Below are 12,405 nucleotides of genomic sequence, written 5' to 3' on the forward strand. Positions count from 1 at the left end.
GGCTCAGCCCCAAGGAACTCCTGTGCGTCCGTGGGCGATCGCCGAGGACCAGGTGAAGGTAGCTGCCTGCGCGGCCCCTGTCGAAGTTGCGCTTTCCCTGTCGAAGTGGCCTCCTGCACCGGTGATTTCGCGCCTACGATCACGCACACGTCGATCACTTCTCACATGCCCGCTCTCCACGGCGGCAGGGAGACCGTCGTGCTCGTGGAGAGCGATGTGCTGATCGTGCGCCACCCGCACGAGCAGCTGCACATCCCGCTGAAGGCCGTCAGCCGTGTGCTCGCCGAGGGGCAGTCCGTCGCGATCGAGCTGACCGCCGCACCGACCACGGACAAGACGCACGTCCACCGGGTGTGGGACGTGGCGGACGACGCCGCCGCCTTCGCCTTCGCAGACGCCGTGAACGCCGCCCTGCCGGAGCGGACCGCGCAGACGGAGGCGATCGACGGCGCGGACCTCGTCCAGGGCGAGCGCCTGTACGAGCCGGGCTACCGGGACTGGCTTCGCGCGGTGAAGCGCGGCGCGCTCCTCGCGTCCCTGGTGGCCATCGGTTCATGCGTGCTCGTGGGCTTCGCCGGAAGCCCGGCCGCCATGATCCTCATCATCCCGTTGAGCGTCTTCGGGATACCGATCCTCATGCTCGGCGTGCTCCTCGCGTACGGACCGTTCGAGGAGCGGTACTTGCGCAAGCACGGCGTCCGGACGGCTGGCGTCCGGCTCCAGGGCAGGCCCGACCCGTACGGGTACACGGATCCGTGCGGGCTGGTCCGCACCGTGCGGCACTCCGTCCAGACCTGGAGCATCGAGGCGGCGTACGACCCACGCGACCCCGGCCGCGTCCATCCGCTGCAGTCGCGGGGCCGGCGGATCCGGGATGCCGTCCCGGCTGTTCTCACCCTCGGTATCGGCCTCCTCTTCGCCGGCGGGGCCGTCGTGATGGTGGTCGGCGCCTTGCTCGGCGAGTTCGACAGCCTGATCTGAGACGCCCCCGCTGGAGGCGCATCGGCTTCTCAGAACAGGTGCATGGCCAAGTGGCCGAGGGGAAGCCCCAGTTGCCAGGCCGGGGTCCAGACGCGGGCGTTCTCGTCCAGCCCGGGCGGGAGCTCGGTGTGGCCGGGCAGGCCGGGTTCGAGGTTGGTGGCGAAGAGTTCGGTGCCGTCCAGCCAGCGCCAGGCGGCCCGGGCCAGTTCCAGGTCCGGGTCCTCGGCCGCGCCGCGCTCCCGGGCCGCCTCGCCCAGGTCGAGGAACCGGGTGTGCACCCAGTCGCGCCAGGGGTGCCCGTACGCCGTCAGCGACAGCCACTCGTCGAGCTGCGAGACCACCCGGATCCCGGAGAGCTCACCGGCCGCGTCCGAGAGGTAGATCGTCAGGGCGAGCGTGTCGCGTCCGGCCCTGAACTCCAGGGTGCTGACCGGGATCAGCCGGCCCGTGCGCAGCAGCTCGTCCGCGATGTACTCGGCGTAGAGCCAAGCCATGGGCACCGCCAGCCCGCCGTCACTGGTGCCGTTCATACCCTCGGGCTGCACCGTTCCACCTTCTCCCGCGCGTTGAGCCGTCCCGCCGTCAAGCCCTGAGCCTTCCCCCCACGACTCCACGAGCGGGGGATGTTTACTCAACTTGAACAGTCTGGTGCCGAATTTCTTATGCCTTGTGTCCGTTCGGTGCACGTTCGGGACGCCCCTTGTGTCCTTCCCGTGCGCCATCCTCTCAGGCTCCGAGGCCGTACCCGTACCCCTGGAGGTCCTTCCGCAGGGCGCGCAGGGCGTAGTACGTACGGGACTTGACCGTCCCGGCCGGGATGCCGAGCTCCGCCGCGGCCTCGGCCACGGACCGGTCCCGGAAGTAGACCTGGAGCAGCACCTCCCGGTGCTCCGGGCCCAGTGAGCCGACGGCCCGCCGGACGTCGATCGCGGTGACCGATCCGGCCACCGCGTCCTCGGGCGCCGGGGCCTGCTCCAGTCCTTCGGGGTCCACCTCCTGGGGCCGCGACAGCCGGGCCCGGCGGGCGTCGATCGCGAGCCGGCGGGCCACCGTGAACAGCCAGGGCCGCATGGAGTCGTGGGCGCTGGCCAGGACCTCGGGGTGCTGCCAGACCCGCACGAGGGTCTCCTGGACGAGGTCCTCGGCCCGCTGGGCGTCCCCCGCCGTGAGGCCGAGCAGGAATCCGAACAGGGCCCGCCCGTGGTCGCGCTGGAGTTCGGCCAGCGCCTCGGGGTCCGTGCGCCGGAGGGTGGGTGAGAGCGGCACGAGGGGCTCCTTCCGGGGTGCGGGGTTGTCCGTCGGGGTGGGCGACGCATCCACCCTCACCTGCACGGAGCGGACCGGGAACCGTCCCGCCCGGCCATTGCGCCCAAGCCCCCGGGTCGTCCGGTGGGCGGCCGGACCGGTCGGTGAACGGTCGAACGGCACGGCGAACGGCACGGCCGTCTTCCCGTCATCCCGTCACTCCGGAGTCCCCGTCACGCCGACGTCCCGTCACGCCGACGTCCCGTCACCCCGGCGTCCCGTCACGCCGGCGTCCCGTCACCCCGTTGCCGCAGCCGCCTGCGCCGTCCGGGTGGGCGCGGGGATGCGGACGGAGCCGTTCCTTGACTCTCATCGTCTCCTTCTATGGATTGCAGGTAATCCGATAGTCCTATTAATGGGAGTCGCGGCAGATGAACAAGCGCACCCGCCAGTCCGCAGCCCTCCTCGCCGCCCTCCTGCTGTCGGCCGCCGCCGGCTGTTCCGCCTCCGGGGGACCCCCTCCGGCCCGCCTCGCGGGCTCCGGCAGCCCGGCGCCGTCCACCGCCGCAGGGGCCCCGGCGGCCCGGGGGTTCACCCTCGTCGCGAGCGGCGACGTCCTGCCCCACACCTCGGTCATCCGCCAGGGGGCGGCCGACGCGGACGGCAGCGGCTACGACTTCGGCCCCATGTTCTCCGGCGTGAAACCGGTGGTCTCCGCGGCCGACCTGGCCCTGTGCCACATGGAGACCATCTACGGGGAGGACGGCGGCCCCTTCTCCGGCTACCCAGCCTTCGTCTCCCCGCCCGAGATCGCCGACGCGCTGAAGGCCACCGGCTACGACGGCTGCTCCACGGCCTCGAACCACACCCTGGACGACGGGGCCGACGGCCTGCGCCGCACCCTGGACCGCTTCGACAAGGTCGGCCTGAGGCACGCGGGCTCGGCCCGTACGGCGGCGGAGGCGGCCGCGGTGACCACGTACACGGTGGGCTCCGCCAAGGTCGCGCACCTCGCGTACACCTACGGCACCAACGGCTACCCCATGCCCGAAGGCCAGCCGTGGGCGGTCAACCTGATGCAGCAGGACAAGATCGTCGCCGATGCGCGGGCCGCCCGGAAGGCGGGCGCGGACGTGGTCCTGGTGAGCGTGCACTGGGGCACGGAGTGGGAGACGGAACCGGACGGGACGCAGCTCTCGCTCGGCAAGGCGCTGACTGCCTCGCAGACGGACGGCCGTCCCGACATCGACCTCATCCTCGGCACGCACGCGCACGTGCCGCAGCCCTACGAGAAGGTCAACGGCACCTGGATCGTCTACGGCATGGGCGACCAGGTCGCGGGGCAGATGTTCAACCACTCCGGAGCGGAGGACGCGCGCGGGAGCTACGGCTCCATCGGGCGCTTCACCTTCGCCCCGCCGGCCACGGCCGGGCAGCGCTGGCAGGTCACCAAGGCCGAGTTCGTCCCGCAGCTGATGGACCGGGACGCGGGCCGGGTGGTGAACCTCCCCGCGGCCCTCGCCGCCCAGCCCGGCCGCGAGGACTACCGCGCCGCCCAGGAGGCCGTCTCGGACGCCGTGCTCAGCCGCGACGCGGCCAAGGACGGCCTGACGCAGGGCCGGTAGCCCGCAGCCCGCAGCCGGGCGGTTCCCCGGCCGGGCCGTCGGGCGGGCCGGTGACCGGCAGCGGCCCGGCCCGGTGACCCGGCAGCCGCCCGGCCCGGTCAGGGCACCACGGTCACGGGCCACTTCCCCGCCTTGACCAGGCGGATCGCCACCGACCCCACGATGCGGTGGCCCGCCTGCTCGGAGGCACCGACCACCACCGCGTCCGCCGTCAGTTCCTCCGCCGCGCTGACCAGCCCCGCGTACGGATCGCCGCGGAAGGTGTGGAACTGCCAGCGCACCTCGTAGATCCCCTTGAGCCGCTCCGCCGACTCGCGGATCTCCGCGACCAGCTCCTCGGCGATCTCCCCGGTCGCATCCGCCACCGGCGCCCCCGTCGAGGCCCCGGCCGCCATCACCGGCTGGACGTACACCAGCGCCAGCAGTGCGTTCTGCCGCCGGGCCAGGCCCGCCGCGTACGCAGCCGCCCGCAGCGAGGAATCCGAACCGTCAACCCCGGCGAGGATCACCTTCGGGCCGTCCGTGCCGCGCTCGAATCCCGTGTTCACGTGCTCTGTCACCCTCCCGAGGCTAGCGGGCTCGGCGCGCGGACCGGCGCCGCCCTCCCTACAGTGCGAACCATGAGTGCCAGCTTGGAGGAGACCCGCGGAACCCGGAACCGCTTCCTGCACCGGGTGCCCGACGGATTCGGCGCGTTCTTCGGCGTCATCGGCCTGCTGTGCGCCCTGCTGGCGCTCTCGCCCACGCTCCGGCGGCTGCTGCGCCACGTCGTGCGCTTCCTCGACCTGATCGTGGTGCCGGTCAGCGCGAACCTCGCCTACGCGGTTTTCCTCTTCCTGCTCGCGGCGGCCCTCGGCACCCGCAAGAAGGTCGCCTGGTGGATCGTCGTCACCTATCTGGCCCTGCTGATCCTCGACGACGTGCTGGACATGGCCGTCGGCGACTACTGGATCGGCGTCCCCTCCATGGCCCTGGCCGTGGCGGCCCTCGTGCTGCTGATCGCCGCCCGCCAGGAGTTCTACGCGGCCTCCCGCCCCGGCGCCCTGTGGCGCGCCCTGATGGTCCTCGGCCTCGGCCTGCTCGCCGCCGTGCTCGTCGGCTGGGGACTCGTGGCGATCTTCCCGGGCACCCTGCCCAAGGGGCAGTGGCTGGACTGGGCCGCCAAGCAGGTCTTCGGCGGTCTCTTCTCCGCCCGGCAGTTCGACGGGCGCCCGCCCCGCCCGCTGTACTTCCTGCTCGGCCTGTTCGGCGCCCTCGCCCTGCTGAACGCCGCCGCGACCCTCTTCCGTTCCCAGCGGCTGACCGCCGCCCTGCACGGGGACGAGGAGCCCCGCATCCGGGCCCTCCTCGGCGCCTACGGACGGGCCGACTCCCTCGGCTACTTCGCCACCCGGCGCGACAAGGCCGTCGTCTTCGCCCCCAACGGCATGGCCGCGGTCACCTACCGGGTCGAGGCCGGCGTCTGCCTCGCCAGCGGCGACCCGGTGGGCGACCCGGGCGCCTGGACCCCCGCCATCGACGCCTGGCTGGCCGTGGCCGGCCGCCACGGCTGGCAGCCCGCCGTCATGGGGGCCTCCGAGGACGGCGCCACCGCCTACGCCCGCTCCGGGCTGAGCGCCCTCCAGCTCGGCGACGAGGCGATCCTGCACGTCGCCCGGTTCGACCTCGACGGCCGCGACATGCGCGTCACCCGGCAGGCCGTCAACCGCGTCCGGCGCACCGGGGCCACCACCGTCATCCGCCGCCACTCCGCCCTCTCCGAGGACGAGATGCAGATGATCGTGGACCGGGCCGACCGGTGGCGCGACACGGAGACCGAGCGCGGCTTCTCCATGGCCCTGGACCGCCTCGGCGACGCCGCCGACGGGGACTGCCTGCTCGTCGAGGCCTTCGACGACAAGGGGGAGCTGATCGCCCTGCTCTCCTTCGTCCCCTGGGGCAAGGACGGCATCTCCCTCGACCTGATGCGCCGGGACCGCAGCGCCCCCAACGGGGTCATGGAGTTCATGGTCGCGCAGCTCTGCGCCGCCGCCCCCGGCCTCGGCGTGCGCCGGATCTCCCTCAACTTCGCCGTCTTCCGCTCCGCCTTCGAGGAGGGCGGCCGGATCGGCGCGGGCCCCGTCCTCAAGCTGTGGCGCAAGCTGCTGCTGTTCTTCTCCCGCTGGTGGCAGCTCGAAGCCCTGTACCGCTCGAACGTCAAGTACGGGCCCGAGTGGTACCCGCGGTTCCTCTGCTACCAGGACGCCGGCTCGCTCGCCCGGGTCAGCCTCGCCTCCGGCATCGCCGAGGGCTTCGTCTCCGTACCGAGCCTGCGCACCCTGTGGGGCAACGGCCACCCCAAGGGCCTCACCAACCCCGCCACCACCGAGGGGCTCCCCTCCATCGCCTCCCTCAACCTGGACGCGGTCAGCCAGGACACCGACGCCGTCCCGGCCGAACGGCTCCCCGAGCAGGTCCGGGTGCGCCACGACAAGGTGGAGCGCATCCGGGCCGCCGGCACCGACCCCTACCCCGTCGGCATCCGCCCGCGCACCCACACCGTGGCGCAGCTGAAGGCCGTCCACCCCGGCTACCCGCCGGGCACCCGCTCCGGCGAGGAGGCCACCCTCGCCGGGCGGCTGATGGTCGTGCGCGACCTCGGCGGAGTGGTCTTCGCGGTGCTCCGGGACTGGTCCGGCGACGTCCAGCTGATGCTCACGCGCGACGAGACCGGGGCCGACGTACTGGACACCTTCACCTCACAGGTCGACTTCGGCGACCACGTGGTCGCGTCCGGCGAGATCGGCACCAGCCGGAGCGGGGAGCTGTCCCTCGTCGTCCGGTCCTGGCAGCTGACCGGCAAGTGCCTGCGCCCGCTGCCCGACAAGCGCAAGGGCCTCGCCGACCCCGAGGCCCGCGTACGGCGCCGCTACCTCGACCTCGTCGCCAGCCCAGAGGCACGGGACGTCGTACGGGCCCGCTCCAGCGCGGTGCAGGCCCTGCGCCAGGGACTGTTGGAGCGCGGCTACCTGGAGGTCGAGACCCCGATGCTCCAGCAGATCCACGGCGGCGCCAACGCCCGGCCCTTCCGCACCCACATCAACGCCTACGACCTGGACCTGTACCTGCGCATCGCGCCCGAGCTGTACCTCAAACGGCTCTGCGTGGGCGGCATGGAGAAGGTCTTCGAGATGGGCCGCACCTTCCGCAACGAAGGCGTCTCCTACAAGCACAACCCCGAGTTCACGATGCTGGAGGCCTACCAGGCCTTCGCCGACTACGACGTGATGCTCGACCTGACGCGCGAACTGATCCAGAGCGCCGCCACGGCCGCCTTCGGCTCCCCGATCGCCCACAAGGCCGGACCCGACGGCAAGCTCGTCGTCCACGACATCTCCGGTCCCTGGCCGGTCAAGACGATGTACGGGGCGATCAGCGAGGCCCTCGGCGAAGAGGTCGACGCCGACACCGAGGAGCACGTGCTGCGCAGGCTGTGCGACCGGGCCAAGGTGCCGCACACCCCGGACAACACCCGCGGGGACGTGGTCCTGGAGATGTACGAGCGGCTCGTGGAGGAGAGGACGAAGCTGCCCACCTTCTACAAGGACTTCCCGACCGACGTCTCCCCGCTCACCCGCCAGCACCGCCGCGACCCGCGGCTCGCCGAGCGCTGGGACCTGGTCGCCTTCGGCACCGAACTGGGCACCGCCTACTCGGAACTGACCGACCCCATCGAGCAGCGGCGCCGCCTCACCGCCCAGTCGCTGCTGGCGGCGGGCGGGGACCCGGAGGCGATGGAACTCGACAACGACTTCCTGGACGCCCTGGAATACGCCATGCCGCCGACGGGCGGCCTGGGCATCGGCGTCGACCGCCTGGTGATGTTCCTGACGGGTCTGACGATTCGCGAGACGCTCCCGTTCCCGCTGGTGCGCCGGGGCGCAGGAGCGTGACCGCTGGTCCGAGCGGGTGAGGCGGACGAGGTGCGTCCGTGCCTCTCGACATCCGGACCGATGTCGTTGATACGTAGTAATAATGAAAAATGACGAGCCGACAGTAGGGCGACGCGTGCTCCTGCGTACCGCCGTCTTCCTCGGAGTTGCCGCCGCCTCCGGACTGCTCAGCGCAGGCGAGGGCAGCGGGCCCGGCAGCGGCGCCGCGGGCGGCCCAGCAGGACCCGCCCCGGCCGCCGGACCGGGCCCGGCCCCCGCCGCGGGAGCGCCCGGAGCCCTGTCCCAGGGACTGCCCGAACGGTCCTACCGGCTCCGGCCGATGACCGCCGAGGCCCCCACCCGGCAGACCGCCGCCAAGCCCGCCGTCCGCAGCCGGCCGATCCTGGAACTGCCCTCCGACCCGAGCGCGGCCGCCATGGTGCTCACCTTCGACGACGGGCCCGACCCCCGCTACACCCCGGCCATCCTCGACACCCTCGCCCAGTACCGCGTCCGCGCCGTGTTCTTCGTCTGCGGGGAGATGGCCGCCGAGAACCCCGACCTGCTGCGCCGCATGGTCGCCGAGGGACACGTCATCGGCAACCACACCTGGACCCACCCGCACCTGACCCGGCTCAGCCGCCCCGCGCTCGCCGCCGAGATCGCCGACACCAGCGACGTGGTGCAACGGACCATCGGCGAGGCGCCGGTGTGGTTCCGGGCCCCGTACGGGGAGTGGAACCGCGCCGCCTTCGAGGTCGGGGCCGAGCTGGGCATGGAGCCGCTCGCCTGGACCGTGGACACCCTGGACTGGAAGGAGCCCGGTACCGCCACGATCGTCTCCCGGGTCCTGGGCGGCGCCGCGCCGGGGGTGATCGTCCTGTCCCACGACGCCGGCGGCAACCGTTCCCAGAGCGTCCAGGCCCTGTCCTCGTACCTGCCCCAACTGCTCGCGCGGGGCTACCGGATGACGCTCCCGGTGCTGCCGCCGCGCTGAGCCTCAGCGGGTGGCCACCATCCTGGCGAAGACGACCACGTTGCCGTCGTAGCCGCGGGCCTTGGAGTAGCCGCCGCCGCAGGTGATGACCCGGAGTTCCGCGTGCCCGGTGTCCCCGTACACCCGGGCTCCGGGGAAGCTCTCCTTCGAGAACACCTCCACGCCGTACACCTCGAACACCGCGGTGCGCCCGTCGTACCGCTCCACCTCGACCTGACTGCCCGGCTTGAGCGAGCCCAGGCCGTAGAAGACCGCCGGGCCCTGCGCGTTGTCCACGTGGCCCACGATGACCGAAGAGCCCCGCTGGCCCGGCGAGATGCCGTTGAGGTACCAGCCCGCGAGATTGCGGTCCTGCGGCGGCGGCGCGTCGATCCAGCCCTCCGCGTCCAGCCCGACCGTCATCACCGGAGCGTCCACGTTGATCGTGGGGATCCGGATGCGCTGCACCGACGAGTGGTCCAGCACCTCCATGTCCGCGGGCGGCTGCGGAGGGTTCGCAGGCAGCTGCCCCGCCGTCACCGCGACGGCCGAGGCCGCGGTGGGCTGGGGCGGCCCGTCCTCGAAGTCCACACCGTTGCGCACCATGGCGAGGCCGCTGAGCATGACCAGGGCGAGTACGCCCCACGGTGAGCGTTTGCGTGACTGCCCGGTCTCGTCCTCGCCCATCGTTCTCCCTTCCCGACGCGGGGGTCCCGACCCGCGATCCTGTCCCGCCCCAGTACGCCCTGCTCTCACGCACGCTAAGGCTGCGCCGACGCGACGGCGAGGGGGGAGGGGCGAACGGGTGGCGGGCGGGCGGCGAGGGGAGGGCGAGGGGAGGGCGAGCGGGCCGCGCGGGAGTGGGAAGGGGCCGGAAGAGGTGCGCCCATACAGGTAATCGTCACATAAATGCCTGACGGGTCGTGACCTGCGGATCCGTCAGCTGAAACGTCTCCGCTTCGGCGTGTCGCTCAACCGAGCGGACCAAAGCCGGAAATGCGGAGCTTGCGGGCCGCCCGGAGGGTTCGTCGTGGGAGGCGTTCTCGTCGATCATCCGGGGCCGACGCTCCGGGGCGCTTCCCGCTGGAGGTTCCACCATGCGTGCTTTCCGCGCCCTTACCGTGACGGCGGCCGCCTGCGCCGCGATCGCCCTCAGTGCTCCACTCGCCTCCGCCAACCCCCCGAACGGCGGGGGTAACGGCCCCAGCAACATCTCGGTCAACCCGTACGCCGTGCACCAGGGCTCCACGATGCAGGTGAGCGCCTCGGGCTGCGGCCACGGCGGCACCGTCAGCTCCCACGGCCAGTTCCCGCCGGCCAACCTGTCCGCGGGGTCGATCGGTTTCGCCACCGTGCGGATCTTCAACCACGCCTCGCCGGGCAACCACACCCTGTCGGTCAAGTGCAACGACAGCAATCTGGTCGCCACCCACCGCTTCCGGATCCTCGAGGGCAACGGTGCCCAGGGCGGCATCGGCGGGTCCATCGGCCCGTCCACCGCCGAGACCGCCATCGGCGCGAGCCTCGTCGGCGTCGCGGCACTCGGCGCGGGCGCCCACGTGATCCGTCGTCGCCGTCCGCTGCGCTCCGAGGCCTGACGCATCTCCCCGGTCGGCCCCCGGAAGCATCGACCGCAGTTCGCCCCGGGTCCTCACCAGGACCCGGGGCGACCGGCGGTCGAGGGCAAGGAGGACAAGGAAGACCAGGAGGGGTGTGCGAGGGGACACGTGCTAGTGACTGCGGCCGGCGGAGCGCCGGCGCAGGGCGTACGCGGATCCGCCCGCTGCCGCGAGGAAGAGAACCGTACCGGCACCGAGTTCCACGGGATCCAGCCCGGCCACGCTGCCGCCGAGGCCGCCGCGCACACCGCGCGCGGAGGGGGCGGAGGGGGCGGAGGGGGCGACGGAGGAGCCGGCCGACCGGGCGGGCACGGGAACGGGCGCGGCCGTGGCGGTGCCCGTCCGTGTGGAACTGGTGGTGGGTGTGCTCGTGCCGCCGGCGATCGTCAGATCGGCAGAGCCGTTCTCCCCGTTGCAGGTGAAGGAGACGGAGTACTGGGCTCCGCGCCGGGCGTCCCGGTCCACGGTGACCCGTGCGGTCTTGCCGCGCTCGATGCTCACGGTGTCGAAGACACCGGAGGAGGCAGTGGCGGAGGCGGCGTCACAGCCGCTGACCGCGAGCACCACCTGGCCGCCGGGGGCGACCGTCGAGGGGGTGAGGGTGAAGCCGAACGAGGTGACCTTCTGGGTGCCCGCCTCGGCCGCGGTCGCGGCGGGCGCGGCGAGGACACCGAGCGCGAGGACGGCGCCCGTGGCGCCGGCGCTCAGCAGGGCTGTGGCGGAGGTACGTATCGCACCCATGGTTGATTCTCCGGATCCCCGAGGAGCAGCCGCGGAACGGTTTCCGCACGTGGGGGTTCGTGCGCCTCGATGTCCGTCACGCTAGGCGCGGCGGCGGTGACCCGCGATCAGGAACGGGCGAATGGGGCATGGCCCTGGGCCGAACCGGGGACGGGAGCCCCGTCCCCGGTTTGGGGCGTCGGCGGCCCGGAGGGTCGGCGGGCCGTCGTGCCGGCGGTGCTCAGTCGCCCGGGCCCAGATGGGGGAACTGGGCGAGGAACGGCTCCGCGGTGGCCGAGATGCCCCGGCCGAACGGCGCGTCGAAGTCCCAGATCAGGAACAGCAGGAACGCGATGAGCGCGCTGAACAGGCCGGCCAGCAGCAACTCCCTGAACGAGCGCCGGATCTGCAGGGTGAAGATCAGTCCCACCGTCACCAGGGCCCCGGCGATCAGGCCGAACCACACCACCCCCGGCATGGTGGCCCCGGCGCTCAGGCCCCGGGCGCTGCGCGCGTCGTCCGCGACCGCGACCTGGTCGACCAGCGGCTGATAGGCCTGCCCCTCGTGGTCGGTCTGCGGCTCGTAGTCGGTGACGTCCCGGCGGATACGTTCCAGCAGCTCCCCGCCGCGGTCCGTGAGTCTGCCGTCCTCGGCCATCTGTTTCCACTCGGTGTCCACCACGTACGTGACGTACGCGTCGACATCGGAGCGGATCTTCTTGCGCACCTCGGCCGGGTAGACCTCGGAGCGGACGTGGACCTCGTGGAGGGCCTGCGCCTCCTGGCGCACGTTCTCCTGGGCGGCCCCGCGGCCCTCCCAGACACCTGCGATCGCCAGGCCCAGCACGATCGCGTAGATCACCCCGATCATCATCGTCATGTACTCGATGACGTCGGGCGTTTCGTTCGGATCGTCGTCCTCGCCGATCCGGCTGTGATTGAAGAAGGCGATGGACAGCACCACGGCACAGGCCGCGGCCATCGCGAGGGACAGGACGAGCCATTCCGACAAGATGACTCCCAATCGATTACGGGCGGGGCGTGAGGGTTACCGGGGGCGCAGCGCGACGATCGCGAGCACGGCCGGAGCAGCGGTCAGCAAGGTGAAGGTGACGGGCGAGATGTGATGCTCGGCCGGTTTGCGGGAGGGCGCGTGATAGCTGGGCCGGGCCACCGGCTTGAGCGCGGGCTGCGGGGTCACCACGGGCGGCGGTGACGGGGGCGGTGGCGGCGGTGCCGGAGCCCTGGGGGCCGGGGGTGGCGCGGGGGCCGGTGCGGCCTTCGGCGGCGCCGGTTCGGGCCGGACGGGCCGGGGGGCGGGCTTCGGC

11 protein-coding genes and 1 pseudogene are annotated in these 12,405 nt (G+C 72.4%); 5 read left to right on the forward strand and 7 right to left on the reverse strand.

What is annotated here, in order from left to right; translation table 11 throughout:
* The first annotated feature begins 165 nt into the window (after positions 1 to 165).
* On the forward strand, positions 166 to 981 hold the full coding sequence (locus tag IO30_RS0115955; RefSeq protein WP_157853327.1) for a hypothetical protein: 816 nt from the start codon (positions 166 to 168) through the stop codon (positions 979 to 981).
* 29 nt (positions 982 to 1,010) lie between these two features.
* Here the strand turns inward: IO30_RS0115955 and IO30_RS0115960 are convergent, their stop codons facing one another.
* Together IO30_RS0115960 and IO30_RS0115965 are read right to left on the reverse strand one after the other, a co-directional pair.
* Positions 1,011 to 1,511 (reverse strand): hypothetical protein, encoded by a 501-nt coding sequence (locus tag IO30_RS0115960; protein WP_031143501.1) that lies wholly within the window; start codon positions 1,509 to 1,511, stop codon positions 1,011 to 1,013.
* 196 nt (positions 1,512 to 1,707) lie between these two features.
* Positions 1,708 to 2,247, reverse strand: a complete 540-nt coding sequence (locus IO30_RS0115965) for a sigma-70 family RNA polymerase sigma factor (protein WP_031143503.1) — start codon at positions 2,245 to 2,247, stop codon at positions 1,708 to 1,710.
* A gap of 410 nt (positions 2,248 to 2,657) precedes the next feature.
* On the opposite strand from IO30_RS0115965, the gene IO30_RS0115970 reads away from it, so the two are divergent.
* Positions 2,658 to 3,851 carry a CapA family protein gene (locus IO30_RS0115970; RefSeq protein WP_031143505.1) on the forward strand — a complete coding sequence of 398 codons (1,194 nt, stop codon included), beginning with the start codon at positions 2,658 to 2,660 and terminating at the stop codon, positions 3,849 to 3,851.
* Between the two features lie 98 nt (positions 3,852 to 3,949).
* Here IO30_RS0115970 and IO30_RS0115975 read toward each other — a convergent pair whose 3' ends face one another.
* Complete coding sequence (locus IO30_RS0115975) at positions 3,950 to 4,411, reverse strand: universal stress protein (protein ID WP_031143507.1); 462 nt, start codon at positions 4,409 to 4,411, stop codon at positions 3,950 to 3,952.
* A 60-nt stretch (positions 4,412 to 4,471) separates the two neighbouring features.
* Here IO30_RS0115975 and lysX point away from each other — a divergent pair, with 60 nt between their 5' ends.
* On the forward strand, positions 4,472 to 7,783 hold the full coding sequence (gene lysX / locus IO30_RS0115980) for a bifunctional lysylphosphatidylglycerol synthetase/lysine--tRNA ligase LysX (protein ID WP_031143509.1): 3,312 nt from the start codon (positions 4,472 to 4,474) through the stop codon (positions 7,781 to 7,783).
* 82 nt (positions 7,784 to 7,865) lie between these two features.
* The gene (locus tag IO30_RS0115985) at positions 7,866 to 8,759 is read left to right on the forward strand and encodes a polysaccharide deacetylase family protein (protein ID WP_031143511.1); all 894 of its coding nucleotides are present in this window, start codon (positions 7,866 to 7,868) and stop codon (positions 8,757 to 8,759) included.
* Between the two features lie 3 nt (positions 8,760 to 8,762).
* Here the strand turns inward: IO30_RS0115985 and IO30_RS0115990 are convergent, their stop codons facing one another.
* Positions 8,763 to 9,425, reverse strand: a complete 663-nt coding sequence (locus IO30_RS0115990) for a class F sortase (RefSeq protein ID WP_031143513.1) — start codon at positions 9,423 to 9,425, stop codon at positions 8,763 to 8,765.
* A 410-nt stretch (positions 9,426 to 9,835) separates the two neighbouring features.
* Between IO30_RS0115990 and IO30_RS0115995 the strand changes: the two genes are divergently transcribed.
* A complete protein-coding gene (locus IO30_RS0115995) occupies positions 9,836 to 10,336 on the forward strand; it encodes a hypothetical protein (RefSeq protein ID WP_031143514.1) in 501 nt (166 codons plus the stop codon).
* A 132-nt stretch (positions 10,337 to 10,468) separates the two neighbouring features.
* On the opposite strand, the gene IO30_RS0116000 is transcribed toward IO30_RS0115995, so the two are convergent.
* From IO30_RS0116000 to IO30_RS46405, 3 genes and pseudogenes are all read right to left on the reverse strand, one after another.
* A complete protein-coding gene (locus tag IO30_RS0116000; protein WP_031143516.1) occupies positions 10,469 to 11,098 on the reverse strand; it encodes a hypothetical protein in 630 nt (209 codons plus the stop codon).
* Between the two features lie 220 nt (positions 11,099 to 11,318).
* Entirely contained in the window at positions 11,319 to 12,089 is a 771-nt protein-coding gene (locus tag IO30_RS0116005; RefSeq protein ID WP_031143518.1) for a bestrophin-like domain, read from the reverse strand.
* A 36-nt stretch (positions 12,090 to 12,125) separates the two neighbouring features.
* Positions 12,126 to 12,405, reverse strand: a pseudogene (locus IO30_RS46405) (hypothetical protein); the annotation flags it as partial.

Source organism: Streptomyces xanthophaeus, from assembly GCF_000725805.1.
GTDB classification, from domain to species: domain Bacteria; phylum Actinomycetota; class Actinomycetes; order Streptomycetales; family Streptomycetaceae; genus Streptomyces; species Streptomyces xanthophaeus.